Source organism: Marinomonas gallaica, from assembly GCF_001639745.1.
GTDB classification, from domain to species: domain Bacteria; phylum Pseudomonadota; class Gammaproteobacteria; order Pseudomonadales; family Marinomonadaceae; genus Marinomonas; species Marinomonas gallaica.
In genome coordinates this window covers 25,203-50,796 of record NZ_LTAX01000015.1, presented here as the reverse complement: position 1 = coordinate 50,796, position 25,594 = coordinate 25,203, and the positions used below count along the sequence as shown (strand labels likewise).

The window sequence follows — 25,594 nt, the reverse complement described above, 5'->3', positions numbered from 1 at the left end:
CTGTGTTAAATTGTCACATCAGTGCCACATTCAAATGTAATACCCGAGTAAGATTCCTGCAAAGATACAGTAACCGACGCGGTTATTATCTAGGAAAGAGCGAAAACACGCTTGCCGATCTCGATCTTTCGCTTGTAGGTATTGCTGGTAAAACAGATACACAGCACCGAGTAAGCTGACAAAGTACAACAGGCCTAATTGAGCAATCACACCGATCCACATCATCAAGGATAGGGTTAATCCCTGTAAAATCAAAATCACCAGTAAGTCGTAGCGACCAAACAAAATCGCCGTCGACTTAATACCCACTTTAATGTCATCTGGGCGGTCTGTCATAGCGTAGTAAGTATCGTAAGCAATGGTCCAGAAGCAGTTTGCCACAAACAACATCCACAGCTGTGGGTCTAATAAGCTACCGCCTTGGGCGCTGTAAGCCATCGGGATGGCCCAGGAGAAGGCTAAGCCCAAAAATAGCTGTGGCAAATGCGTGTAGCGTTTCATAAACGGATACAAAGCGGCTAAGAACAAACCGACAAAAGACAACAAAATGGTCTGCCAATCGGTAAATAGCACTAAAATAAAGCTTAAAATCGATAAACCAGCAAACAGCGCTAAGGCTTCTACTTCCGATACCCGACCCGATGGCAATGGACGATTCTTGGTGCGTTCGACAAAGCCGTCCACTTTACGGTCGGCAAAGTCGTTAATCACACAGCCGGCAGAGCGCATACTGAACACGCCCAACACAAAAATAAATATTAGATGCCATTCTGGCCAGCCGTCAGCGGCTAACCATAGCGCCCATAATGTCGGCCACATCAACAATAGGGAGCCAATGGGGCGGTTAAAACGGGTTAGATCGGCGTAATCTTTCAGTTTACTCATTTTTTGTAATCGCTTTGTTTAAAGTTGACCTGCCGCTTGAGTAAAACGGGCAATAGCAGGGTAGAACGCTTCGTTGACTAATATTCCTGGACCATATTCCATAAAGACTGAACGGCGTGCCCACAAGGGCTCTGCGCAGTTTTGAATCAGCCCTGCGGGCAATTTAACCACTTCAGTTTGACTGCGGCGCAAAGCTTTAGATTTATACACGTATCCACCTAACGGACGGTTGTCTAAATACGGCAAATATCGCCAAGCACCTTTCAAAGAGCGTGCCGGAATAATAGAGCGAGCATAGACCACAGGTTCGTTATCGACAAATAAAATGACACTGCGAACTCTCGCCATTTCACGCGACTTCAGTCCTAAACGTAAGCGCTCGCGTGGAGAAGGTGACTGCCATGTATCTTCTAGCACCTCCACCCTTAGATGACCTGCTTGACGTAATTTAGCCGTGATCGAAAAGCGCGTCGTTAGCCAGGGCTGAATACCTTTTGGGATACTGCTGCGGCGCACTTGAGCAATGGAATGCCAACGATAATCAAATTGCTTAGTAAGTTTGTGATTTAACAGTGTCATTTATTACCGCTTATTAACCCAACCATCTTTGTTAACTCACTAGAGGAACTCATAACTTTTTTATGACAGAGTTTCGCCTCATCGAGGGTTAAATTAAGCACGTTTAGTATGCCTGGATCGAGCTTATCATCATTAAACAGTTGATGGCACAGGTACAATAAATGGGCTAATTTATTGTGCTGGCCCTCATAGCTGATCGTTTTGCTATACCGTACAGCCGTATAAATACTCTCTGGTAAGCCCCAGTGTTTTAGCAGCCAAGCGCCTAGCTGTTCTTTGGTAAAGTGGAGGGTCTGCATTTCGATAATTTCGGATGGTAAATGCGCATTTGCCTCAATGTAGCGCGATAAAATACCGAAGTGCGGTGGCAGTACCACAGCAATCGCTAGGTAGCCAAAATTATGCAGTAAACCTGCTAAGTAGGCATGGCCGAGTCGAGGGCGGTCGCCGGAGGGCATTTTACGAACCAACTCTTCCATCAAAACCGCGTGTGACACGGCGCTAAACCAGAAGTCGTTATAATGGCGAGGGCCATTTTTCGGTAGTTGGAAGGCATTCCCCATGGACAAACCAAGCGCTAAGTTCATTACCATATCAAAGCCTAGCACACGAATGATGGCATCTTCGACGGAGTCAATTTCACCTTGCACGCCATAGTAAGGCGAGGATGCCCAACTGATGACTTGAGCGGACAACGACGGATCGAGGCTGATCACATCACACAAGTCATCCGTGCCAGCATTCTCATCGGAACACAGTTGGATAATACGGTGTGATGAGGCAGGCAGTGGCGGAACTTCAAGGGTTTCTTCTAAGCGCTGCTGTAGACGCATGGATTGAAATTTACCCAGTGCTGCTTGCATTTGAGCCGCATCCTGATTGAGATCATCCACCGGGCATTCGATCTTACTGACTGGAATCGCTATGCGTTCATAGCGTGTCAGCGGCCCTTTGAAGCGAGATGTGAACTCTTCTTGGGTATAGCTTTTATAACTTTGGGTTGCACTGGAGCGTAGCTCGATGGCGTCACTGTTGAGCAAGGATGAGTCAATAATGGTCGAGCAGGTATTTGGTTTGACTAGGGGATCACCTTCAATATTGTAATTGGCGACAGGGTCAAAACGACGCTTGGTTAGACGTGACAAGGCCGCCATATCCAGCATACTGTCATACGCAAAGATGACCTGTAGTTTACCGCTATTATCGGCTAGATGAATGATACGTACACGAGTGCTTGTGTTGGCTTCTACTGATTGTTCAGACACTCTACACCCCCAAATTAAACAATAGTCTGTATTAGGACATTATTATACAAACTAAAAAAGCCCCAGTAGGGGCTTTTTTAGAGATGATTTATTCAAACAGTCAGATCAGTGGTTCAAAATCTGACTCAAGAACAATTGTGTGCGGTCATGTTGCGGATTGTCGAAGAATTCGTGCGGCGTATTGGCTTCTACAATTTCCCCCGCATCCATGAACACCACGCGATCGGCGACCGTTTTAGCAAACCCCATTTCGTGCGTAACACACACCATGGTCATGCCTTCGTCAGCAAGCTGAATCATGACATCGAGTACTTCTTTGATCATTTCCGGGTCGAGTGCCGAAGTGGGTTCATCAAATAGCATGATACGCGGTTTCATACATAAACCACGAGCGATGGCGACACGTTGCTGCTGACCTCCAGAAAGCTGACCTGGATATTTCAGTGCTTGGTTGGCGATTTTTACGCGTTCCAAGTAGTGCATTGCCATTTCTTCCGCTTCTTTCTTAGGCGTTTTACGTACCCAGATTGGCGCTAGCGTTAAGTTCTCTAGAATGGTCAGGTGTGGAAACAAGTTAAAGTGCTGAAACACCATGCCTACATCTTTGCGGATCGCTTCGATGTTTTTCAGGTTGTCGTTCATTTCAATACCGTCCACCAAAATTTGACCTTTCTGGTGCTCTTCAAGACGGTTGATACAACGGGTCATGGTGGATTTACCTGAACCTGAGGGTCCACAGACCACGATCCGTTCGCCTTTTTTGATACTGAAATCGATGTTTTTCAGAACGTGGAATTCACCGTACCACTTGTTTACGTCTTTGAACTCAATGATTGCGTCTTCGCCCGGCTCAAGTTGGGCGAGTGCCATATTTCTATCAGTCATATTGTAAGGCCTCAAATTCTCTTATTAATTCCGCTTGTGTCCGGTATCTAACTTACGCTCAACCGCCATCGAGTAGCGGGACATACCGAAGCAGATAGCCCAATAAATAAAGCCAGCGAAGGCATAGCCTTCTGTGGTGGTACCTAGCCAATCACCATCGTGAGTGGCGGATTGAATACGACCCAGTAGATCAAACATACCCACGATGTAGACCAGTGTGGTGTCTTTAAACAAACCAATGAACGTGTTTACGATTCCCGGAATCACCAGCTTCAGTGCTTGCGGTAGGATCACGAGCAGCATGGATTGCCAATAGGTTAACCCCATCGCGTCAGCTGCTTCGTATTGACCTTTTGGAATAGCCTGCAGGCCACCACGGATAACCTCGGCCATATAAGCTGCTGAGAATAGGGTGATACCAATCAACACGCGCAATAGCTTATTGAAGTTCAAGCCATCCGGTAGAAACAGCGGAATCATCACTGATGCCATGAACAAAATCGTGATCAGTGGTACCGCACGAACGGTTTCAATGAATACCACACAAACGGATTTAACGATGGGCATGTTGGAACGACGCCCTAAGGCGAGCACAACACCTAAAGGCAAAGAGGCCACAATTCCGACAACCCCTAACAGAGTCGTTAGAAATAAACCGCCCCAAAGAGACGTTTCAACGACTTCTAAGCCTAAAATACCGCCGGCGAATAGGAAGTAGGCCACAACTGGGTAGACGACCAAGACTGCAATCGACAAGATCAGTTTATTGATGGCCTTGATGGCATACATGCCAATTAACAAGGCGAGTAGAATAGCCGCTAGGTTAATGCGCCAGTACTCTGTTTGTGGATATAGCCCGTACATAAACTGATCGAAATAGGCGACGATAAACGCCCAACATGCACCACCTGCGGTACAAGCATCTTTGTTTTCGCCACTCCATGTCGCATCTAAAAATGCCCATTCAATGGTAGGAGGAACCAACAGATACAGGATGTAAAAGCTAAATACGGTAAGAAAAATATTCAGCGGAGAAGAGAAAAAGTTTTTGCGTACCCAAGCAACCGCACCGACCGCATTACTCGGTGGTGGCAGGCTTGGGGAGGGTTTAAATTCAATTGCCATATGTTTCTCCTAGCGCTCTACCAAAGACATTTTCTTGTTGTACCAATTCATAAAGAATGAAATGGACAAACTTAGAGAGCCGTAAACCAACATACACAATCCAATGGTCTCGATTGCTTGGCCAGTTTGGTTAAGCGTCGTTCCCATTACCACGGCGACTAGCTCTGGGTAAGCGATTGCGGCCCCCAGGGATGAGTTTTTTGCTAAGTTTAGATATTGGCTAGTTAAAGGCGGAATGATAACGCGCAACGCTTGTGGTAAGACGATGAGGCGTTGAGTGATACTGTCTCGCATTCCTAATGAACGCGCTGCCTCGGTTTGTCCCCAGCTGACAGACAGAATACCAGCACGAACGATCTCGGCGATAAACGCACCTGTATAGGTCGATAAAGCGACTAATACCGCAACGAATTCTGGTACCAATACCATACCGCCCTTTACGTTAAAGCGACTTGCTTCGGGCAAATCAAAGGTAACCGGTGCGCCTGCTAAGAAGTAACAGGCGATCGTACCGAATACAATAATGCCGCAGGACGTCCAATAAGCAGGAAACCATAACCCAGTACGTGTTTGACGCTTTTTCGCCCAAATTATTAAGGCGATCGACGCGACGACACAGGCTAAGAAGCCAAAAATAACGACGCCGAAGCCATCTTGAAAAATAGGATTAGGCGAGTAAATCCCTCGCTTGTTAAGGAAAAAATCGCCGAAAATAATGCTGTCACGTGGGTGGGGTAATGCCGCTAATACGGCAAAATACCAAAAGAACATTTGCAACAGTAATGGGATGTTTCGCAGCGTTTCGATGTAAACCGTGGCCAGTCGTGCGACGAGCCAGTTTTGCGACAATCGCGCTAAGCCCATGATCACACCGATAATGGTGGCTAATACAATCCCGATGAAAGAGATCAGCATCGTATTAATGAGGGCAACTAAGAATGCACGTCCGTAGGTGCCTGCTTCTGTATATTCAATTAGGTGAATTAGGATCGGAAAGCCCGCAGGTTCATTTAAGAACGCGAAGCCTGTCGATATGCCTTGGTTTTGTAAGTTTGCTTGTAGGTTATGAAAAAGATAATAACCAATAGCGACCACGGCAGTAAGAAGAACCACTTGAAACAACAGGGCGCGATTACCCGCATCGTTAAAAAAGCTCGTGTTCGTTGTAGTTTTTTCGCTCATCTTGGTTCAGGCAATCAATGCTCGTCAGATAGATGTTCAGATGGGAGGTTCCCAGCGGCGTGTTGCCGCTGGGATTTGTCCCTAGGGTAGGTCAGGGAAGAATGTACGTATTAACGTACTGGTGGCGCGTATAGTACACCGCCTTCAGTCCATAGATTGTTAACACCACGTGGTAGACCAACGCGAGTGTCAGGACCAACATTACGTTCAAAGACTTCGCCGTAGTTACCCACTTCAGCGATGATGTTGTAAGCCCAGTCAGAACTTAGGCCAAGTGCTTCGCCCATTTTACCTTCGGCACCGACTAGACGGCGAATGCCCGGATCAGTAGATTCTGCTTTGATTTTGGCAACGTTTTTAGAGCTAATGCCCATCTCTTCAGCGTTGATTTGTACGAACAGTGTCCAAGTGACGATGTCTTTCCATTGGTTATCACCGTGACGAACAACAGGGCCAAGTGGCTCTTTGGAAATAGTCTCAGGAAGGATCATATGCGCGCTTGGATCCGATAGTTTCGAGCGATGCGCGGCAAGACCAGATTTGTCGGTTGTGTATACGTCACAACGACCAGAGGCGTAAGCAGATAATGCTTCATCCGCTTTCTGTACAACAACTGGCACATAATCCATGTTGTGTTTACGGAAGAAATCTGCCATGTTTAGCTCGGTTGTTGTACCTTGCTCAGTACAAACCGTTGCACCGTCAAGCTCCATTGCCTTCTCTACACCCAAGTCTTTACGTACCATGAAACCTTGGCCGTCATAAAAGTTTGTCGTTGTGAAGTCTAAACCAAGAGACGCATCACGGGTGTAAGTCCATGTTGTGTTACGCGACAAGATATCGATTTCGCCAGATTGAAGCGCAGTAAAACGTTCTTTGGCTGAAAGAGGTGTGTATTTTACTTTGTCTGCATCACCAAAAATTGCGGCGGAAACGGCGCGACAAGCATCAACGTCAATACCCGACCATTTGCCGGTACTGTCTGCATTTGAAAACCCAGGTACACCTGTACTTACCCCACATTGGATAAAACCTTTTGCTTTCACATCGTCCAATGTTGCTGCCGCGGCACCAGTGCTGATTGTCGCAGCAATCGCAGCGGTAGATAGAATTTTCCCAACGTTCGATTTCATGATTTTGCCTCCAGGCATTACTAGTTGTTATGTGTGCAAAAATGGATTCATCTTTGAATATTCTTTCACTAAAGCTTCAAAGCAAATTTCTTGCCAACATTATTAATTGTTTTTGTTGTTTCTCTAGTCTAGTGCAATCTTCTGAAATAGCACGGAACTACCTTATAGAATTACTGTTGACCCCCTCTCGTCAAGGCTAAATCACTAGGTTCATGCTACTTTTTTCCTTTTTTTGATGTCTGTGATTAATATAGGAGAATTAGTTATTTTCTATTAATAGTTTTTGGCTATAATGAGAAGGTTTTGTGCATAATAAATAATATTTGCACATTATTGATGCAGAAAACGCTTAGTTTCTGTTGGATAAATGCACAAAATGACGCTTTCTGTACTGGGGTGGTGCTACTTGATTCTTTTGGTTTTCATTTGGTGCGGTGTTAGAGTGTGATGATGTAAGGAATGTTGGTTAGTTTTTGAAGGGAGTTAATGGGTTAATTTTTCCTAAGCTATTTGCCCCGTGGTAGAATCGCGCTAAATTAAATGACAGTTACCTTCGGAGAGACTCATATTGATGGAAACGTCTGCAAAGCCTTTGGACAGGTTGGATAAGAAGATCCTGCGCGAGCTGCAAATTAATGGACGCTTATCGAATGTTGAGCTTGCTAGTCGTGTTGGTTTGAGTGCGACACCTTGCTTAGAACGAGTACGTCGGCTGGAACGTAATGGCTACATTACTGGTTATTGCGCGCTAGTGGATCCGCGTAAAGTGGACGCTGGCTTGCTAGTGTTTGTGGAGATTCGTTTGAAAACAACGTCTCCCGAAGGCTTCAATGAATTTAAGGAGGCGGTGTCTGAGATTCCAGAAGTTCTGGAGTGCCACTTGATCGCCGGTGACTTTGAGTATCTATTGAAGGCGCGAGTATCGAATATGGATTCGTATCGCCACTTACTAGGTGAGACCTTGCTGACATTACCGCATGTAAGGGAGTCGCGCACTTACGTGGCCATGGAAGAGGTTAAAAACACAACCGTGGTGCAAATTTCCTAGCATCCAAACTGCGTTGCTTCGTATTCAAAACCACGCTTTAGCGTGGTTTTTTGTTTATGGCTATCCGCTTAGTTTAGCTTTAAACCATCGCGTAGCTTTTTTAGTAGTTTTGGCCCCATGCCTTTGATTAGTAGCACGGCTTCCCATGATGAGAAAGGGCGTTGTTCAATCATCTCGTTCACTACCTTTTTCGGAATCCCTTTAACGCGCAGTAGTTCTTCTTGAGAGCTTTTATTTATGCTGGCTTTGGCTTTTTTCTCAGTGGACGTTTTTGGTTTTTTCGACGCTTTGGGGATAGCTGGTTTGCTTTCGCCCTTGGTGTTTATCTGATCAACGGGTGCGTCAGTTAACGGAATTTCTTCTTTTAGCGCAGCGGTGGCGGCTGAGGGGCCTTCCTCAGCAGAGCAAGGTACTGCATCGGGGATGTAATAAGGCTGTTCGAAGAACTGCTGGTCCATTAAAACGTACTGCTCACCCTCCCATTCATGGACTTCTAGAGCGAGTTGCCATGACCCTGCTGGTGGCATTTGGAAGACTAGGTCATAGTGACAATCGGCTAGCAAATGCTGGCCTGTCAGCTGCCCTATCGTAGTACTGGCCAGCACCAGATAGTGGCCGTCCTGATGATAACCTTTAAGCTCAATCGCTAGCGTACCGCTAATGTTGTCAAGCGGACGATGGTTGGTAATCTGTGAGATGCAAAGGATGACGCGGTCGTCTTGGATCTTGTAACTGTAGTGGCCAGAGAAGGCGATGTCTCTGGATAATTCATTGTTAGTCGTCACAGGCGATTCCTCTTATGTCCTTATGATAGCGCAGTTGAGTATCTTTCAGTCATCATGTGACAACTAGGTTAAAAAACCAACACTAACTTTACGAATTATGATCAGACGTTGAGATATTGCTGGTGCTGCGGCAACCATCGAGACAGTAAAGGTGAGACATGCTCCGGATAATGGTGATAAAGAATCGCAGCGGCTTTCTGAACATCGTCTAGCAAAGACTTATCGCGTTGCAGGTCGGCCACTTTGAACTCTAGTAACCCTGTTTGACGTGAGCCAAGCAACTCACCCGGTCCGCGTAACTCTAAGTCTTTCTCAGCAATTTTAAAGCCATCGGTGGTTTCACGCATGGTTGAGAGGCGCGCTTTGCCCTGCTGACCTAAAGGAGCGTGATACAAGAGCACACAATGGCTCGCGGTTTGCCCTCGACCCACGCGCCCGCGCAATTGGTGTAGCTGAGCTAACCCCAAGCGTTCAGGGTTTTCGATGACCATCAAGCTTGCATTGGGTACGTCGACACCGACTTCGATCACGGTCGTCGCGACTAAAAGCTGAATCTTACCAGCTTTAAAGCGCGCCATGATGTCGGCTTTTTCTTGTGCTTTGAGTCGGCCATGAACCAACCCGATGGTTAACCCCGATAAATGCTCTTGCAATAAAATAGCGGCGTCTTCTGCGGCTTGGCATTGTAACGCTTCAGATTCTTCAATCAGCGTACACACCCAGTAGGCTTGTTTCCCTTCGGCACAGGCATGTTGCACACGCTGAATGACTTCATCCCGGCGTTGATCGGAGACCACGATGGTATTTACGGGTGTGCGTCCAGGTGGCAACTCGTCAATCACCGAGCAGTCTAAGTCAGCGTACGCAGACATGGCTAACGTACGAGGAATCGGTGTGGCGGTCATGATCATCTGATGGGGCTGGAAGCCTGCTTGTAGGCCTTTCTCACGTAGGGCCATGCGCTGATGTACACCAAAACGGTGTTGTTCATCGATGATGGCCAGAGCCAGACCTTTGAACACGACGGTTTCTTGGAATAGGGCATGTGTGCCCACGACAACCCCTGCGCTGCCAGAGGCAATCCGCTCCAACTCGGCTTCGCGCTGTTTGCCTTTAAGTTTGCCGATCATCCAAGCGACCTCGATGCCAAGCGGCTCAAACCATTGCTTGAAGTTAATATAGTGTTGCTCGGCCAGAATTTCGGTCGGTGCCATGACGGCCACTTGATAGCCTTGTTGGACTACGGCAGCGGCGGCAAGCGCAGCGACCAGTGTTTTTCCTGAGCCCACATCCCCTTGCACTAAACGCAGCATGGGATGGCCCGTACCGAGGTCCTGTAAGATTTCTTGGGTCACTCGTTGTTGCGCGCCAGTCGGCGAAAACGGCAAAGCTTCAATCAGTTGCTGCCCCAGCGCGCCCATATCCGGTACTTTGACTGCGACATCGTGTTTGGCCAATTGGCGTTTGCCGATTAAAGACAGTTGGTGTGCCATCAGCTCTTCGAATGACAAACGATACTGCGCTGGGTGAGCGCCACGCTTAAGCTGTTCTAAATCAGTACCCTTGGTAGGATGGTGCAAAAAATGTATCGCGTCCGACAGGGGCGGCAGACTAAATTGCTGACGCATGGTATCCGGTAACCATTCGCGCAGATTGTGTGGTGTTAGACGTTCTAACGCTTGCTCACAAATTTGGCGTATCTTGGTTTGAGTAACCCCTTCCGTTAATGGGTAGATTGGGGTCAGTTGGTCGGTGCCTTCGTGTGGCTCATCGTCGTTTAGAATGCTGTATTCTGGATGGTAGATCTCAAACCCAGTACTGCCACGCCGGATTTCGCCAAAGCAACGTACACGCCCCGATTGTTCCAACTGTTTTTTTTGTGCCGCAGAAAAATGGAAAAAACGCAGACATAGGGAACCTGAGTGATCGCGCAATCGGCAGATTAAACTGCGCCGTTTACCCATCTTTATTTCACAGCCACTGACTTCGCCTTCAATCACGGCTTCATCACCAAACCTTAGCTGCCCAATAGGCACCACACTGGTTCGATCTTGATAGCGAATGGGCAAATGAAACAGTGCATCTTGGACGGTGTGGATGTTTAGCTTGGCGAGTTTGTCTGCCATCGCTTGTCCGACACCTTTGATCTCCTTGATGTCTTGCATTTCCAATGTGTCGACCATGGTTATCCCAGATCCAATTTCTGACAGGCCTCTTTAATGGACTGACTGAGGGATTCGATCGCCTTAGGGCGAGGAAAGCTGGCACGCCATGCCAGAGCAACGGTACGTTTTGGCGCAGGGCTTTTAAAGGGACGCACGGCCAACATATTTTCATCCAGATGTCTGACCGCCGACTTAGGCAGCACGGTGACCCCCAAACCAGAAGACACCATATAACGAATGGTTTCCAGTGAGCTGCCATTCACAATGGTATGTCCATCGTTTAATTCATCTTCGCCCACCAAGGGACAGGCTTCCATCACTTGATCGCTGAAGCAGTGACCTTTACCGAGCAGTAACAGATTGTCCGTCGTCAACTGATCGGTGCTGATATGGTCTAGAGAAGTCCATGGATGATCTTTTGGCATGAGCACCACAAACTCTTCTTCGTAGATGGGACGAGTGACGACGTCGGGCTCACGAAAAGGGAGAGCGACAATGATCGCATCCAGCGCACCGTTACGCAGTTTGGGACGCAAGTTCTCGGTAAGGTCTTCCTCGATCGACAATGGCATGCCTTCGGCAATGCGTTTTAGTTCAGGAATCATGGAAGGAAAGAGGTAGGGGGCGATCGTATAAATCGCACCGACTTTAAGAGGCCCGTTGAGCTGGTTTTTGCCAGATGACGCCAGTTCTTTAATCATGCTAGCCTGCTCAAGTACGCGTTTGGCTTGGCCGATGATTTGTTCGCCCAGCGGGGTAATGTACACGGAGCTTTTACTGCGCTCAAAAATGGCCGCACCGAGTTCGTCTTCCAGCTTTTTAACCGCTACACTGAGCGTTGGCTGAGACACATGACAGCGCTCTGCAGCTCGGCCAAAGTGTTTCTCTTCTGCTAGCATAACGATGTATTTGAGTTCTGTTAGCGTCATAGTCATTACCCTTATAATTGGTATTAACTATGATAATACATAATTTGATAAAGTGTACTGCTTCTGAGTATATACGCTTTTATTGCAATGATTGAGGGTGTTATGGCAAAGGTTTTGATAGCAGGATGCGGTGACCTAGGACAAGGGGTGGCACGTCATTTCGTCGCGAAGGGGGCAGAGGTAACCGGCATTCGCCGTTCTGGAACTGCATTTCCGGAAGGAGTCAAAGGCATCACCCAAGACATTACGACACTGTCGGCAAAGGACTGGCCGGAGGCGGACTTGGTGTATTTAATTATGACACCTTCAGGACGCACAGCAGAGGCTTATCAAGCTGCTTATGTCGACACAGCTCAGGCCGTTGTTGACGGGTTTAAAGGCCGAACGACACCGCCCAAAGTGATTTTTGTCTCCAGCACCAGTGTCTATGGCGAAAGTCGAGGTGAATGGATTGATGACACCAGCCCTGCCGTCGCGGCATCACCAACGGCTGAGAAAATCCTACAAGCCGAAGCCATACTGGTAGAGAACTTCTCGGCCACAGCCGTGCGTTGCTCCGGTATTTATGGCCCTGGCCGCTATCGCCTAATCGAAGGTGTGCATCGTGGTGAGGCTTGGTCGCTGAACCAGTGGACCAATCGTATTCATCGGGACGATGTGGTGAGCGCCTTGTGCATCACAGGTGAGCACATGCTAGCAGATCAAACATTACCTGCTCATATCATTGCCAGTGACGGGCATCCCGCGTCAATGTGGGAAGTGAAGCTTTGGTTATCGGCACGTCTGCAGGTACCACCACCGTTACCAGATACGGTTAGCATTACCGATTATTTACCCAGCCGCGGTAAGCGTATCGTCGGGCAGACACTGAAAACGCTCGGATGGCGCCCAGACTATCCCTCTTATATTTCGGGTTATGAAAGTATGTTGCCGGACTATCAAGCCTGGTTGGCACAAAGAAACACCCAGTTATAAACCCAAAAAAGGCGCTTAGATCACTCTAAGCGCCTTTTTTAAGGTTTTGGAATTAGTCTTCTAGAACCAATACACCTTCGATTTCAACGGCAACGCCTTTTGGCAATGCGCGAACACCTAACGCTGCACGCGCAGGGTAAGGTTCGACAAAGAACTTAGTCATGACTTCGTTTACTAGAGCGAAGTTGCCTAGGTCAGTCATGTAGATGTTTAGCTTAACGATGTCTTTTAGAGAACCACCCGCTGCTTCACATACGGCTTGTAGGTTTTTGAACACCTGAGTCGTTTGATCAGCGACATCGTCGCTGATCACTTCCATTGTTTCTGGAACCAATGGGATCTGACCAGAAAGGTAAACAGTATTGCCAGCACGAACTGCTTGAGAGTATGGACCGATCGCTGCTGGAGCGTTTTCAGAGAAAATTACTTGTTTAGCCATGATTTAAAGTCCTTAAAGAATGATTCAATGAACGCTGTCTGATTAGCGTCCCACGAGCGTTTCGCGGGTCACTTTTTCAACACAGCGTATCGCTTTAATACGACGCATGACATCGGCCAAGCCTACGCGGCTTGAAATAGCGATGTTCAAACGTAATCGAGAAATCTTACCGCGCTCAATGATGTCTAAGTTTGATACTTGGAAATCGGTGTCAGTAATGGCGCTGGCGATTTGCGCGACTGCACCACGCTCATTTACATAGGTAATGATGAGACTGACATTGAGCTCTTCTTCGATCTCCTTGCCCCAACTCATGCGGATATAACGCTCTGGGTTGGCAAGGTGGTCTTGGATGTTCGGGCAGCTTTGATGATGAATGATAATGCCTTTGTCGACTTGCACGTAGCCGACAATGGGGTCACCTGGAATCGGCGAGCAACACTTCGCGAAGGACATTAGCATGCCTTCGGAGCCATTCACTTTGAAAGATTTAGGCGTGACCAGTTCTTCTTCTTTAAAGTCAGGGAATAATTGTCGTGCCACCACGTAACCGACATGGCGACCTTTACCGATGGACTCTAGCAAGTCGTCTAAGATTTCAAATTGGTAATGATCCAGCACCTGCTGAACTTGCTCTTGGGACAGTTCTTCGATCGTTGTACTAAACGCATTCAAAGATCGGGTCAGCAAGCGGTAACCAAAGGAAATCGCATTTTCACGCTGCTTCGTTTTCAAATAATGACGAATGTTGGTGCGCGCTTTACCGGTGATCGCAAAACTTAACCAAGCGACATTCGGTTGGGCACTTTTCGCGGTGATAACTTCCACGGTTTGACCGCTTTCCAATTGCGTACTGAGCGGCGCTAAGCGGCGGTTAATACGACACGAAATACAGGTGTTGCCGATTTCTGTGTGCACACCATAAGCGAAGTCGACGGGTGTTGCTCCAGAAGGCAGCTCAATGATTTCGCCTTTGGGCGTAAACACATACACTTCGTCAGGGAAAAGATCACTCTTAACGTTATCAATGAACTCCATCGGGTTGTGTGCTTTCTCTTGAATCTCAAGTAAGCTTTTTACCCATTTCGTTGCTCGTTCATGATTGGTTGCCGTGACGCCAGATTGACCCTGAGACTTGTAGGTCCAATGAGCCGCAATACCTTGTACTGCAACCACGTCCATTTCTTTTGTACGAATCTGGACTTCTAACGGTAACCCATTATTGCCTAACACGGTGGTGTGCAGAGACTGATAGCCGTTGGACTTGGGTACAGCAATGTAATCTTTAAAGCGACCCTCGATCGGTTTAAACAGAGCGTGAATCACCCCGAGAATACGGTAACAGCTGTCCGGCCGGTCGGTGACAATACGTACGCCCATAACATCCATGATTTCTTCCAGAGAGCGACGTTTATTGTGCATCTTCTGGTAAATACTGTAGGTGTGCTTTTCACGCACACTGATGGACGAATCAATGTAGTCAGCGGCAAGTTCAGAGCGGATAAAATCTTCTAGCTTTTCCATCGCTTTATCACGTTGACCATAGCGCTTATTGATTGCGCGCTTAAGCATGCGTGAACGCATTGGGTAATAGGCTTCAAATGCTAAGGACTCAAGGTCAACTTTGACATTATACATACCTAAACGGTTGGCGATGGGTGCGTAAATATCGAGGGTTTCTTTGGCAATACGGCGCTTTTTATGACCCGGCATGGCGTCTAGAGTGCGCATGTTGTGGAGTCGGTCGGCCAGTTTTACCATGATGACACGAATGTCATCGGCCATTGCCATGGCCATTTTTTGGAAATTGTGCGCTTGTTTCTCGAGTTGGCTGTTGAACTCTAGGTGCGTCAGTTTGCTCACACCGTCTACAAGGCTTGCGACACCCTCGCCAAATTGTTCGGCAAGGGACTCGCGTGATATGCCAGTATCTTCAATGACGTCGTGCAAAAGTGCCGCCGTCAAGCCTTCGCAATCCATACGAAGGTCGGCCAAAATAAACGCGACCGCAAGTGGGTGAGTGACATAATGCTCACCACTTTTACGTTTTTGGCCGTCATGGGCCTGTTCAGCGTAGTAATACGCACGCTTAACCGTGGCTACCTGTTCATTAGGTAGATATTGGCTGAGCGTTTGAGCTAATACTTCAATAGTAGACACCGCTCACCTCACATCAGGAAAAGCTAAACCAGAACATCATGCGTTGAGCGATGTAAATCATAAAGAATTAAAACTCTGTTGTAGGCTTGTTCTGAAAGTCGACGTTTTTCGCATTAATTAGATCTTCTGCGATTTCGCGTAGTGCCACTACGGTCATTTTGTCTTCTTCAAGAGGCAGTTTTGCTTCTGCCCCGCCTGTTGCAAGCTGACGGGCGCGTTTTGCTGCCACCATTACCAACTCAAAACGGTTATCTACGTTTTCAAGACAATCTTCAACTGTAACTCGAGCCATGTTTGACCTCTATATAGGGTAAGAATTAATCACTAATTAGTATCGCTAATTTTACTTAACGGACGATCACTATGACAAGAGATCATTGATGAGTTCGCTGTGAATCTCTTGTATTAATGATGTTCTTGTGCGGTTCGCAGCAAAAACAGCCTTTAATTGAGTCAGAGCGTGCTCAAAATCATCGTTTATAATGACATATTCGTACTCTTCATAGTGTGACATCTCGCTGACAGCTTTCGACATACGACGAGCAATCACATCTTCTGAGTCGGTACCTCGGCCAGTTAAGCGCTCTTCAAGAGCGCTTAGAGAGGGTGGCAAGATGAATACGCCGATCGCTTCTGGGTACAACTCGCGTACTTGTCGCGCCCCTTGCCAATCGATCTCTAAAATTACATCTAGACCTTGGTCGAGCATGTCAAAAATAGCTTGTTTAGATGTGCCATAGTAGTTATCAAACACTTGGGCATGCTCAAAGAATGCATTGTCAGCAATCATGTCTAAAAATGAGTCAACGTCGACAAAGAAGTACTCACGTCCATGTTCTTCGCCAGATCGAGGCGCACGGGTAGTGTGAGAAACGGAAATGCGAACGTTTGAATCCGCTTCTAACAGTGCTTTGTATAGAGAGGATTTACCGGCACCGGATGGTGCTGACAGAATGAATAGATTGCCTTTTTGCTTCGTCATGACCCCACCTTGCTGAGCAAGACTGTGAATGTATAAACGGGCACTATATCACACTTACTTTCATAAACAGGCAGAGTGACTATAGTAAGTATTAGAGTTATCTAAAAAAACAGTATATGTGATTTGAATTGTTACAAATTCCTACAAATACTTCTAAACCATAAATCTATTTATTTGGTAATCAATACTATTATCTAACAAATAAAGTTAAATGAAACTGAGAGTAACGTATGAGTGCAAAAGGGAATATGCCACAGCGTAAAGAAGTTAAGTTATGTAAAATACTTTCCGTTGAAGACGATACAACGTACCAAGGCGCATTGCTGCTAACACTTAAAGCGCTGAATTACGGTGATCGTAAAATTGAGTTTTTGACCGCAAACAGTGCACAAGCCGCTTCGACTGTGATTGCTCAGCATCCTGATATTGCCTTAGTGCTATTGGATGTGGTCATGGAAACGGATGACGCCGGTCTACGTTTAGTGAAATCGATTCGGAATGGTTTAGGAAATCAGCTGGTTCGGATTGTATTGCTGACAGGTCAGCCTGGTATGATGCCACTGGGCGATCTAATGACTAATTATGACATTGATGATTATTGGGATAAAAGCGATCTGACGCATGAGCATTTGCAGTCCGTTGTATTAGGCAACATTCGCACCTGGGAGCACATGACGTACATGCAGCAAGCTCGCCAAGGGCTGCAAATGTTGATTGAATCGAGTCAGCGCATCAGCAATAAACTCGACTTAAAAGCCTACACCCAGTCGATTCTTGAAGAGCTGTGTCGAGTATTCAACCTTGATACTGGCGGCATTGTCTGTATTGCCCACGAAAACGCTCAGGTACCCGAAAGTGCCTTGGTATTTGCTGCGGCAGGTGCTTATAAAAATTGGGCAAATCAATACCTTGGTAGCATCGACTCTGAACCTGAAATCAATCGATTGGTCGGGCAGTGCATGTCCGCTCATTGCCATTTTTTAGACTCGCCGTTCTCTGCACTGTATTTCTCCAGCAAAGATGTGGACCAGAAAGATTATGTTGTAGTCGTTAAGTGTGAGCATGAGCTAACGGAATACGAGGTCGATCTACTGCAAATATTTGGGGAAAATATCAATGCTGGCTTTAGTAATGTCGCGCTGCATACCCGATTATCTGAGTTAGCCTATTACGACACCGTCACTGGGCTACATAATAAAAACTGGTTAATTCGGCAGATCGAAAACTTATCAGCGGCAGAACGTCTGAACTCCAAATTATTTATGCTTCATGTCGAAGAGTTAACCTATAGCGAAGTGTTATTTGGCGTCACGTTTGGTCGCTCACTCATACGTCATTTGGCGGCATATCTAAAAGCGTGCTTTGTCAAAGTGATTGATGTGGTGTTGTATGAACGTGATACCCTGATTTTGATGGTGTATGACAACCAACAAGATTATTCACGTGAAGAGCTTGAGCATGTTTTGCATCCACAGCTAGATATAAAAGGCACGACACATACTATTGATTTAACGGGTGCGTTGATCAAATTGGCTGACATTGATGAGCAAGGGCCGAGTCAGATATTGGGCATAGCCAAAGCCTTTTTAGAGCAGATCAAGCATCAACAGAAGGACTTTGGCGTATTTGACAGCTCTGAATTGGACGATTTACAAGAACGATATGAGCTGATGAAAAAAATGCGCATAGCGTTACAGGACAATAAGTTTTTTATTCATCTTCAGCCAAAAATTTCGTTAGTAGACCATTCTCTGATTGGTTATGAAGTATTAGTTCGCTGGCAGGACGATGATGGAAGCATGATTGCGCCAGACCGTTTTATTCCGTTGGCGGAAACATCCGGCTTGATCGATAAGCTTGATGAATATGTCACCATTCGTGCTTGTGAAGCGGTTAAGCAGCTACAACAGGCGAATATCAATGTTCCTTTATCGGTCAATGTCGCAGGCTCCGAGGTCACTCGAACGGACTTTGTTACACGTTTTCAGGGTTGTCTATGTGAACAAGGTATAAAAGCCCATAACATCACTATTGAAGTCACTGAGACTCAGCTAATTGAAGTATTGAAAACCGCATCCGATTATCTAGAGAAGCTACGTGATGTCGGCATTAAAATCAGTATCGACGATTTTGGGGCGGGCTATTCGTCATTATCATACCTTTCCATCCTTAATGCCGACGAGCTGAAAATTGACCGTCAGTTTATCGATCGTATGGATAAAACAGAGCAAGACCGAAAAATTGTTCAAATGATTATTGAGTTAGGCAAACTGCTCAACATGTCGGTGATCGCAGAAGGTATTGAAACCCAAGCACAGCTTGATATGTTACGTGAGATGGGGTGTGATTCTGGTCAAGGTTACTTTATTGGGCGTCCCATGCTCATAGAAGATGCTTTGGTATGGGCCAACAGGAATGTTCAGGTGAATAAAACCAAATGAACCCAAAACTGCTTGCGATTTTTGTCGTGCCATTTGTGCTCATGATTGCATTAGGCATGGGGACTTTCCAGTTATGGCAAGCACAGTACAGTCAGCAGCTGTACTCTGAACAAACAGAGTTAGTAAATCGTGGCTCTGTGTTGATGTCTCGCGAACTGGGTTATATGCAACAGACTGTGGGCTATATCGGTCGAGTGCTGGAAGGCTATATCACGCCGGATAAATTTGAATCCGAGCAGATCTGGCGCGACAGAGTTGCTCAATACTTTATAAGAGCGTATTCGTTGTCCCCCTATATATCTCAGCTTCGTTGGATTGGTCCAACAGGGCATGAGCTTGTACGTGTGAATACCCTTAATGACAGCGCTGAAATCGTCTCAAGCTCAGGCCTACAAGACAAATCCAACCGTTATTATTTTATTCAAGGCATGGCGTATGGTAACGACGCTGTTTTGCTGACGCCGATTGATTTGAATGTCGAACAAGGGACGATTGTAACGCCTTATGAAATTACTATCCGTGCCAGCTATAAGCTGTATAGTGCGGACCGTAAAGAGTTGGGCCTTCTGGTGGTGAACTATAACTTAAACTACTTGTTCGCTCGCTTGCGCGCCATACAAAGCAGTCGTAATTCGCTGGAAATGATCAACTCAAACGGGCAATGGTTGTTGTCTGAACGACCTGAGTTAGAGTGGGTACATCTCTATGGCGATATATTATCTTCGTTTACTAACGCTTTTCCAAGGGCTTGGACAGATGTCGAAAAAAGTCGATCATTAAAGGAGTTTAGGCTTTCTGATAGCCGTCCCTTCACTTCATTACCAAACTATTTTAATGATGAATTATCGGGGCAGCCGAACCACTATTTTCTGTCGATCGTTAGACAAGATGTTTGGCAATATAAAAAGCTGCAGATGATCTTTTTTGTCTTCTTGGCAGGTGCCATAGGGTATGTTTTCCTGACGACGGTTGGGATGCTGCTTTGGCGTTTAGAGACACAGCGTCGCCAGCATCTTCAGCAGATCGAGTCAGAGAAAAATCAGTTAGAAGTCGCTCATTATGAATTGGAAAAAAATAATCAGAATTTAGTGGCCTTGCAAAACGAATTGGTAGAACAAGGCAAGCTTAATTCGTTGGGGCTCATGGTTGCAGGTGTGGGGCATGAATTAAATACTCCGTTGGGCGGCATTCGCTTGAGCTTATCTTCACTGCAAAATTTGATTAAGCGCGTAGCTCATGACACGAATGCAGCGGATATAGACGTTTGCAACGATATGATTGATTTGGCGATGCAGAACCTTACCCGAGCGACCGGAATCGTGGCGCAATTTAAGCGCATTGCGACGAACCAAATGAACCCAGAGCCAGAAACATTTAATGTTTTGAATATGTTGGAAGATACATTATCTCCGCTTTCCTCAATATTAAAAGAGTACCCGTCTATCGATATTAAGTTGGAAGCGGAACCGAGTTTAAACGTAACGTCGCCTCAAGGCGTGATGTCTCAAGTGATCCAAAATCTTTTACTCAATGCGCTGGAACATGCTTTTGATAAAGGACAGCCCGGCACCATTACGATAGCTGCGAAACAAGAAGAAGACTTTGTGATTGAAGTATCGGATAACGGGAAAGGAATACGTGACGCTATTTTAGCGACGATTTGGGAGCCTTTTGTCACGTCAGGCCGAGGCAAACAACATACTGGGTTGGGGCTTTATATGGTGCACCAGTGGGTTACTCGACTGCTCAATGGTCACATAGAAGCCGCCAATCACAAGCATGGAGCACGTTTTACGATTACCGTACCCAATGCAAAAAATCCGACATAAGCCCAAAAGCGCTATGGCTAGGTTTCCTTAGCGCTGGCAAACCAGCCAATGATGCCCCAGATAAGACCGATTACAATCAAAACATAGAGCGGCAGCTGCCAGCTTTGAGTTCCATCATGTAGCGCCCCAATGCTGACAGGTCCCGCGGCCGCGAATAAATAGCCCACCAATTGCGCCATACCCGATAAAGCGGCGGCTTCTTGAACGCTATGAGTACGTAAGCTGATGAGCGACAAACCCATCACAAAGCCCAAAGTACACCCAAAACCAAATAGGCAAGACCAAAGTGCAGCAAAGGTTGGTACAAATGCATAGCCGGTCAAACTTATCAGTGTTGCAATGACCGCAATACTGGTGAGCTGTCTAGGGCTGCCAAAAAAGTGCTTCAAGAAAGGCAAAATTAAAGCAGGGAGCATCCCCGCCGTTTGCAGATAACTGTGGTACAAACCGGCCGTGGTCGGATCAAAGCCTTTGGTGACCAAAATAGTGGGAATCCAAGCGTTTACAACGTAATTCAATACGGAATCGAGCGCTAAGAACAGTGTGATGATCCAGGCTAAAGGTGAGCGCCACAACACTCTAGGTGCTTGGGTCGAGAGTGGTATGGCAGTGGTGCGTTTAGGAATAAAAAACCAAAGCAGTAGCGCTGGCAAGATAAATACCAAATGGCTAAACAGTGCCACAGACCAACCGCGCCAGACATCAAATACGTCCGGGGCCCATTGGGCGATAGGCACAGCAAAGCCAGTCATAAACGCGCCGCCTAAATTCATCATCAACACATAAACAGCGGTCAACTGTAAGATTTGATGGGGAAAATCGCGTTTTAATAAAATAGGCAACAACACATTACCAATCGCAATGCCTACGCCAATAAGCGTCATGCCAACATAAAGGTTAGGTAGAGCGTCGATACTGCGCAACGTAATACCGATGGCAATACTGACCGAACCGAGCAGTAAGGCGAGTTCTAGCCCGTAGCGTCGATCTAGGAAAGCGCCGAATGGTGCGCACAACGCAAACGCCAATATAGGGAAGGTCGTTAATAGACCGGAGGCAGAACTACTCAGGTGCAAATCGGACTCAATTAGGTCGATCAGCGGAGCAATACCGACCACAGGGCCCCTTAGGCTCAATGCCATGACAAAAATAAACGCCAGCAAAAGCCAGTGGCGAGATTCGGATCGAAGGGGCATCAGCTTTCCCTATGATGAATGTCTGTTGGGTTATCGAGATCGATTGCGCTGCTTGCCGTTGCCTGCTGGAGCACCACCTTTGCCTTTCCCTGCGCCGGATGGCATTGGTTTGCTGCGGCCAGCGGGTGCCGGTTTGCCACCTTTACCATTGGCTGGGCGACCTTTGTTATTGCCTGAAGTCCCTGCGCCACCTCGACCTGCCGGTGCTGGCTTGCCTTTTCCGCCCGCAGCAGGTTTGCCATTGGCAGGGCGTCCAGAACCACTTTTTCCGTTGGCATTCGGTTTGCCTGAGCGTTGTTCATTGCGACCTTGTCCGCCACGAGCGCCCGAGCCTGAGTTACCTTGATGGTTTTTGGGCCTGGGTTTGCGTGGGTTGCTGGCTTTCGGCGCGGCATTGCCGTCTGAATCTTTGGTCAGTTCTGCAATACCATTGATTTCTTTTTGCGTGAGGTCGCGCCAATCGCCAAGAGCGACACCTTTCAGTGATACGTTCATGATGCGAATACGCTCAAGTTGCACCACTTCGTAGCCAAAATGCTCCGCCATACGGCGAATTTGGCGGTTCAAGCCTTGTACTAAGGTGATGTTGAAAACGAAGGTCGATTCTTTCTTCACCTTACACTTCTTGGTCATCTGACCCAAGATCGGCACACCGTTACTCATGCCATCGATAAAGGCATCGGTGATCGGTTTGTTGACCGTTACCAGGTATTCTTTTTCGTGGTTGTTTGACGCCCGCAGAATCTTATTTACCAAGTCGCCATTGTTGGTCATAAAGATCAGACCTTGAGAGTCTTTGTCTAAGCGACCAATCGGGAAAATACGCGCGCCGTGTTTGACAAAACTGACGATGTTGTTTGGCTCGCTGGACTCGGTGGTGCTAACAATGCCGACGGGCTTGTTGACGGCGATAAAGATCAGATCTTCCGCTTCCATTGGCTCAATGGTTTGGCCATTGACCTTTACCAAGTCACCTGGGGTAACTTGGTCGCCAATGCCAGCGCGTTTGCCATTGATGAACACGCTGCCTTGCTCAATGAAACGGTCGGCTTCACGACGTGAACACAGACCACTTTCACTGATGTATTTATTGAGACGAATGGAGGTTTTTAATTGCATCGAATTAGCCTTTAAAGCCGCGGCCGACTAGGTACACTTCACGGGAACGAGCACGTGAAGACTCAGGTTTACGTACCACAACGCTGTCGAAGTTGGGGCGCATTTGTTTGACGAATTCTTCGTAGCCTTCCCCTTGGAACACCTTAACGGCAAAAAAACCTTTCGGTTTCAGCGTTTGCATCGCCATGTCCAAAGCTAACTCGACCAAATACATGGACGACGCTTGGTCAACAGTTGAGACGCCGCTCATATTGGGGGCCATATCTGAAATCACCACGTCCACGGGCGCACCGTCGACGGCGGTCATGATTTGATCGAAAACGTCCTGTTCGGTGAAATCCCCTTGAATGAACTCCACGCCCGCAATGCTATCCATCGGTAAAATATCAGAAGCGATGACTTTGCCTTTATCGCCCACCAGCTTAGAGGCAACCTGCGACCAACCGCCAGGTGCAGACCCTAAATCAAGCACCAGGTTGCCCGGTTTGATCAGTCGATCTTTCTCGTTCAGCGTCAGCAGTTTGTAACTGGCACGGGAGCGATAGCCGTCCATTTGAGCCTTTTTTACATAGGGATCGTTGACGTGTTCATCGAGCCAACGGTTACTGCTTTTTGATCGAGCCATGGTGACGGGTACCGGATAGAAAAAGAAAACGCTATTGTACCTGCCTCGTGACCATCAGCAAAGAACCCTAGGCTTAGACCGCCATTGAACTGGCTGAGAACAGGATTTTAACGGCAAGAGCGATCAACACCAAACCAGACAAGCGATCAATGGTCACTGCATGGCGACGCAGCTTGTCCAAGATGTGTGAGTTGGACAGCATCAATGTGATAAAGGTGTACCACAAACCGTCGACGACAAATGGTGTTGCGACCATCAGCATCTGACCTTCGACCGCGCTCACGGCGGCCACAAAAGGACTAAACAGGGCGGCGAAGAACAGCGCAATTTTCGGGCTCAGCAGGGAAATCAGTAACCCTTCTTTGGCCGATTGCCAAACGCTGACGGTTTGGCCCGCGCCCAATTTAGCCGCGATGCCACCTTTGGAGCGCAGCGCATTAAAACCGAGATAGGCCAGATACGCCGCACCTGCGTAGCTGATGACTAGAAATAGCCACGGTAATTGATGAAAGATCACTGCCAAACCAAGCATGGAAATCAACGCATACACACCAATGCCAAATGCGTGGGCCCACGCAGCGGCGAAGCCGTTCGGTTTACCTCCGGCTAAACTGTGTTTGGTCACAGTAACAAGACTAGGTCCTGGCGACATAGCGCCGAGCAAACAAACGGTAAACAGTGATAGCCAAATTGTCAGTGTCATGATGTTCTCCCTTAAAGTGTTCTGCACCTTAGCAAGGCGACATCATTTAATGAAATCATGAATTCTCAATAGGGTTATGATTTTAAATCATAGCTGACCGAGGCTTTGACATCCGTCATAACCTGCCTCACGAGATTACGAACCCATATATGTGATGGGTCTTTATCGTACTTCTCGTGCCATACCAGCCAATATTTATCTAACGGCGTTGGGATGGGCAGCGGCTTGTAGGTCAGCTCATGTTCGACGGCCAAATGCCGAGCGATATGTTCTGGTGTCACCAGTAAAAGCGGTTGCTTACACAGCGCTTGGGCAGCGGCTGAGAAAAACGGCACATTTAAAGTGATGCGTCGCGCGAGCCCCTGTTTGCTAAGCTCTTGCTCAACAAAACTGTCTTTATCGCCACCGGCGTGAATTTTGATGTGCGCATAGGCCAGTAAGTCGTCCACGCACAGAGTGGTTTGCTTTGCCAGAGGATGGTGCTGGCTCATCAAACAAACGCAACGGTCTTCGCCTATGAGCAACGAAGAGACACCCTCTGGGCGAGTCAATGACATGCTGGACGCGAGATGAATGCCGGACGGATTCAGTTGGTCGATTAAGTGCGGATGCCAAAGTTGGTAATTGAGCGTCAGGTGAGGCGATTGTTCCGCAAAGACGTTGACCAGCTCGGGCAAGATATATTGCGCCACGTAATCACTTGAGGACAGCACAAACTCACCGTGCCACAGGCTCGGCTCAAACACTTCCTCCGCCATCATGTTGTCTAATGCCACAAACCAAGTCGCGAGCTGCTGTTGTAATTGCAGTGCTTTCGGCGTCGGCACCAACAGATTGCCATCACGAATTAACAAGGGATCTGCAAACAGTTCTCTAAGCTGGCTAAGGTGGCGGCTGACAGCGGATTGCGTCAAGTTAAGGCGCGCGGCGGCCTGACTGACGTGGCATTCTTCGAGGAGAACCTTCAACGATCTTAAGAGATTTAAGTTTACGTGTTTCGTCATCGTCGTTGCTCAATAACCAGAGTGAATAGGGGGTGCGTGAAATCGATCTTGTTAGGCCGAAGATAACAGTTTTTGAGTGGCTTTAGCATGGTGGTTAGGTCAATTGTTTTTATCACAGCGTACTTGGATCGACTGACTTG

At 47.2% G+C, this 25,594-nt stretch carries 23 protein-coding genes; 4 read left to right on the top strand and 19 right to left on the bottom strand.

The annotated features are described in order from the left end of the window. Window positions 1-30: 30 nt before the first annotated feature. From ubiA to AYW76_RS13585, 7 genes are all read right to left on the bottom strand, one after another. Window positions 31-885: a 4-hydroxybenzoate octaprenyltransferase gene (gene ubiA, locus AYW76_RS13615; protein ID WP_067221222.1), complete on the bottom strand. Its 855-nt coding sequence runs from the start codon at window positions 883-885 to the stop codon at window positions 31-33. A gap of 18 nt (window positions 886-903) precedes the next feature. Continuing rightward, on the bottom strand, window positions 904-1,464 hold the full coding sequence (locus AYW76_RS13610; protein WP_067221218.1) for a chorismate--pyruvate lyase family protein: 561 nt from the start codon (window positions 1,462-1,464) through the stop codon (window positions 904-906). Next, window positions 1,461-2,729 carry an HDOD domain-containing protein gene (locus AYW76_RS13605; protein ID WP_067221215.1) on the bottom strand — a complete coding sequence of 423 codons (1,269 nt, stop codon included), beginning with the start codon at window positions 2,727-2,729 and terminating at the stop codon, window positions 1,461-1,463. Before AYW76_RS13605 ends, AYW76_RS13610 begins: the two co-directional genes overlap by 4 nt. A 105-nt stretch (window positions 2,730-2,834) precedes the next feature. After that, window positions 2,835-3,614, bottom strand: coding sequence for an amino acid ABC transporter ATP-binding protein (locus AYW76_RS13600; RefSeq protein WP_067221211.1), 780 nt, complete (start codon window positions 3,612-3,614; stop codon window positions 2,835-2,837). Window positions 3,615-3,638: 24 nt separating this feature from the next. Further along, a complete protein-coding gene (locus AYW76_RS13595; RefSeq protein WP_067221209.1) occupies window positions 3,639-4,739 on the bottom strand; it encodes an amino acid ABC transporter permease in 1,101 nt (366 codons plus the stop codon). Window positions 4,740-4,748: 9 nt separating this feature from the next. Continuing rightward, window positions 4,749-5,921, bottom strand: a complete 1,173-nt coding sequence (locus AYW76_RS13590) for an amino acid ABC transporter permease (protein ID WP_067221206.1) — start codon at window positions 5,919-5,921, stop codon at window positions 4,749-4,751. A 110-nt stretch (window positions 5,922-6,031) separates the two neighbouring features. Beyond that, the gene (locus tag AYW76_RS13585; RefSeq protein WP_067221203.1) at window positions 6,032-7,054 is read right to left on the bottom strand and encodes an amino acid ABC transporter substrate-binding protein; all 1,023 of its coding nucleotides are present in this window, start codon (window positions 7,052-7,054) and stop codon (window positions 6,032-6,034) included. A 571-nt stretch (window positions 7,055-7,625) separates the two neighbouring features. On the opposite strand from AYW76_RS13585, the gene lrp reads away from it, so the two are divergent. Further along, window positions 7,626-8,102, top strand: a complete 477-nt coding sequence (gene lrp / locus AYW76_RS13580; RefSeq protein ID WP_067034108.1) for a leucine-responsive transcriptional regulator Lrp — start codon at window positions 7,626-7,628, stop codon at window positions 8,100-8,102. Window positions 8,103-8,170: 68 nt separating this feature from the next. On the opposite strand, the gene AYW76_RS13575 is transcribed toward lrp, so the two are convergent. The 3 genes from AYW76_RS13575 to AYW76_RS13565 all read right to left on the bottom strand — a co-directional run bounded on the left by AYW76_RS13575 (window position 8,171) and on the right by AYW76_RS13565 (window position 11,981). Next, a complete protein-coding gene (locus tag AYW76_RS13575) occupies window positions 8,171-8,887 on the bottom strand; it encodes a ComEA family DNA-binding protein (RefSeq protein ID WP_067221200.1) in 717 nt (238 codons plus the stop codon). A gap of 101 nt (window positions 8,888-8,988) precedes the next feature. Continuing rightward, window positions 8,989-11,070, bottom strand: a complete 2,082-nt coding sequence (gene recG / locus AYW76_RS13570) for an ATP-dependent DNA helicase RecG (RefSeq protein WP_082866229.1) — start codon at window positions 11,068-11,070, stop codon at window positions 8,989-8,991. Between the two features lie 2 nt (window positions 11,071-11,072). Then, window positions 11,073-11,981, bottom strand: coding sequence for a hydrogen peroxide-inducible genes activator (locus AYW76_RS13565; RefSeq protein ID WP_067221198.1), 909 nt, complete (start codon window positions 11,979-11,981; stop codon window positions 11,073-11,075). Between the two features lie 102 nt (window positions 11,982-12,083). On the opposite strand from AYW76_RS13565, the gene AYW76_RS13560 reads away from it, so the two are divergent. Then, a complete protein-coding gene (locus AYW76_RS13560) occupies window positions 12,084-12,956 on the top strand; it encodes an NAD-dependent epimerase/dehydratase family protein (RefSeq protein WP_067221195.1) in 873 nt (290 codons plus the stop codon). A 52-nt stretch (window positions 12,957-13,008) separates the two neighbouring features. Here AYW76_RS13560 and AYW76_RS13555 read toward each other — a convergent pair whose 3' ends face one another. From AYW76_RS13555 to gmk, 4 genes are all read right to left on the bottom strand, one after another. After that, on the bottom strand, window positions 13,009-13,395 hold the full coding sequence (locus tag AYW76_RS13555) for a RidA family protein (RefSeq protein ID WP_067221192.1): 387 nt from the start codon (window positions 13,393-13,395) through the stop codon (window positions 13,009-13,011). 42 nt (window positions 13,396-13,437) lie between these two features. After that, window positions 13,438-15,555, bottom strand: coding sequence for a RelA/SpoT family protein (locus AYW76_RS13550; protein WP_067221188.1), 2,118 nt, complete (start codon window positions 15,553-15,555; stop codon window positions 13,438-13,440). Window positions 15,556-15,622: 67 nt separating this feature from the next. After that, window positions 15,623-15,847 carry a DNA-directed RNA polymerase subunit omega gene (gene rpoZ / locus AYW76_RS13545; protein ID WP_067034090.1) on the bottom strand — a complete coding sequence of 75 codons (225 nt, stop codon included), beginning with the start codon at window positions 15,845-15,847 and terminating at the stop codon, window positions 15,623-15,625. Window positions 15,848-15,916: 69 nt separating this feature from the next. After that, a complete protein-coding gene (gene gmk, locus AYW76_RS13540; RefSeq protein ID WP_067221185.1) occupies window positions 15,917-16,537 on the bottom strand; it encodes a guanylate kinase in 621 nt (206 codons plus the stop codon). 230 nt (window positions 16,538-16,767) lie between these two features. Between gmk and AYW76_RS13535 the strand changes: the two genes are divergently transcribed. Next, on the top strand, window positions 16,768-18,978 hold the full coding sequence (locus tag AYW76_RS13535) for a GGDEF/EAL domain-containing response regulator (protein WP_067221183.1): 2,211 nt from the start codon (window positions 16,768-16,770) through the stop codon (window positions 18,976-18,978). After that, a complete protein-coding gene (locus AYW76_RS13530) occupies window positions 18,975-20,807 on the top strand; it encodes a sensor histidine kinase (protein WP_067221178.1) in 1,833 nt (610 codons plus the stop codon). Before AYW76_RS13535 ends, AYW76_RS13530 begins: the two co-directional genes overlap by 4 nt. A 17-nt stretch (window positions 20,808-20,824) precedes the next feature. Here the strand turns inward: AYW76_RS13530 and AYW76_RS13525 are convergent, their stop codons facing one another. The 5 genes from AYW76_RS13525 to AYW76_RS13505 all read right to left on the bottom strand — a co-directional run bounded on the left by AYW76_RS13525 (window position 20,825) and on the right by AYW76_RS13505 (window position 25,454). Then, complete coding sequence (locus tag AYW76_RS13525) at window positions 20,825-22,003, bottom strand: MFS transporter (RefSeq protein WP_067221176.1); 1,179 nt, start codon at window positions 22,001-22,003, stop codon at window positions 20,825-20,827. 30 nt (window positions 22,004-22,033) lie between these two features. Then, window positions 22,034-23,122 (bottom strand): 23S rRNA pseudouridine(2604) synthase RluF, encoded by a 1,089-nt coding sequence (gene rluF / locus AYW76_RS13520; protein WP_067221172.1) that lies wholly within the window; start codon window positions 23,120-23,122, stop codon window positions 22,034-22,036. A gap of 4 nt (window positions 23,123-23,126) precedes the next feature. Further along, window positions 23,127-23,747 carry a 23S rRNA (uridine(2552)-2'-O)-methyltransferase RlmE gene (rlmE, locus tag AYW76_RS13515; RefSeq protein WP_067034073.1) on the bottom strand — a complete coding sequence of 207 codons (621 nt, stop codon included), beginning with the start codon at window positions 23,745-23,747 and terminating at the stop codon, window positions 23,127-23,129. 73 nt (window positions 23,748-23,820) lie between these two features. Further along, complete coding sequence (locus tag AYW76_RS13510; protein WP_067034070.1) at window positions 23,821-24,450, bottom strand: LysE family translocator; 630 nt, start codon at window positions 24,448-24,450, stop codon at window positions 23,821-23,823. 74 nt (window positions 24,451-24,524) lie between these two features. After that, window positions 24,525-25,454 carry a LysR family transcriptional regulator gene (locus AYW76_RS13505; protein WP_067221169.1) on the bottom strand — a complete coding sequence of 310 codons (930 nt, stop codon included), beginning with the start codon at window positions 25,452-25,454 and terminating at the stop codon, window positions 24,525-24,527. Window positions 25,455-25,594 lie beyond the last annotated feature (140 nt).

Excerpts from the sequence above, each read along its gene's own strand:
- AYW76_RS13600 (WP_067221211.1), bottom strand. The coding sequence starts at position 3,614 with ATGACTGATAGAAATATGGCACTCGCCCAACTTGAGCCGGGCGAAGAC.
- rlmE (WP_067034073.1), bottom strand. The coding sequence starts at position 23,747 with ATGGCTCGATCAAAAAGCAGTAACCGTTGGCTCGATGAACACGTCAAC.
- AYW76_RS13555 (WP_067221192.1), bottom strand. The coding sequence starts at position 13,395 with ATGGCTAAACAAGTAATTTTCTCTGAAAACGCTCCAGCAGCGATCGGT.
- AYW76_RS13565 (WP_067221198.1), bottom strand. The coding sequence starts at position 11,981 with ATGACGCTAACAGAACTCAAATACATCGTTATGCTAGCAGAAGAGAAA.
- AYW76_RS13560 (WP_067221195.1), top strand. The coding sequence starts at position 12,084 with ATGGCAAAGGTTTTGATAGCAGGATGCGGTGACCTAGGACAAGGGGTG.
- AYW76_RS13510 (WP_067034070.1), bottom strand. The coding sequence starts at position 24,450 with ATGACACTGACAATTTGGCTATCACTGTTTACCGTTTGTTTGCTCGGC.
- ubiA (WP_067221222.1), bottom strand. The coding sequence starts at position 885 with ATGAGTAAACTGAAAGATTACGCCGATCTAACCCGTTTTAACCGCCCC.
- AYW76_RS13585 (WP_067221203.1), bottom strand. The coding sequence starts at position 7,054 with ATGAAATCGAACGTTGGGAAAATTCTATCTACCGCTGCGATTGCTGCG.
- lrp (WP_067034108.1), top strand. The coding sequence starts at position 7,626 with ATGGAAACGTCTGCAAAGCCTTTGGACAGGTTGGATAAGAAGATCCTG.
- AYW76_RS13590 (WP_067221206.1), bottom strand. The coding sequence starts at position 5,921 with ATGAGCGAAAAAACTACAACGAACACGAGCTTTTTTAACGATGCGGGT.
- rluF (WP_067221172.1), bottom strand. The coding sequence starts at position 23,122 with ATGCAATTAAAAACCTCCATTCGTCTCAATAAATACATCAGTGAAAGT.
- AYW76_RS13525 (WP_067221176.1), bottom strand. The coding sequence starts at position 22,003 with ATGCCCCTTCGATCCGAATCTCGCCACTGGCTTTTGCTGGCGTTTATT.
- rpoZ (WP_067034090.1), bottom strand. The coding sequence starts at position 15,847 with ATGGCTCGAGTTACAGTTGAAGATTGTCTTGAAAACGTAGATAACCGT.
- AYW76_RS13530 (WP_067221178.1), top strand. The coding sequence starts at position 18,975 with ATGAACCCAAAACTGCTTGCGATTTTTGTCGTGCCATTTGTGCTCATG.
- AYW76_RS13505 (WP_067221169.1), bottom strand. The coding sequence starts at position 25,454 with ATGACGAAACACGTAAACTTAAATCTCTTAAGATCGTTGAAGGTTCTC.
- AYW76_RS13595 (WP_067221209.1), bottom strand. The coding sequence starts at position 4,739 with ATGGCAATTGAATTTAAACCCTCCCCAAGCCTGCCACCACCGAGTAAT.
- recG (WP_082866229.1), bottom strand. The coding sequence starts at position 11,070 with ATGGTCGACACATTGGAAATGCAAGACATCAAGGAGATCAAAGGTGTC.
- gmk (WP_067221185.1), bottom strand. The coding sequence starts at position 16,537 with ATGACGAAGCAAAAAGGCAATCTATTCATTCTGTCAGCACCATCCGGT.
- AYW76_RS13535 (WP_067221183.1), top strand. The coding sequence starts at position 16,768 with ATGAGTGCAAAAGGGAATATGCCACAGCGTAAAGAAGTTAAGTTATGT.
- AYW76_RS13610 (WP_067221218.1), bottom strand. The coding sequence starts at position 1,464 with ATGACACTGTTAAATCACAAACTTACTAAGCAATTTGATTATCGTTGG.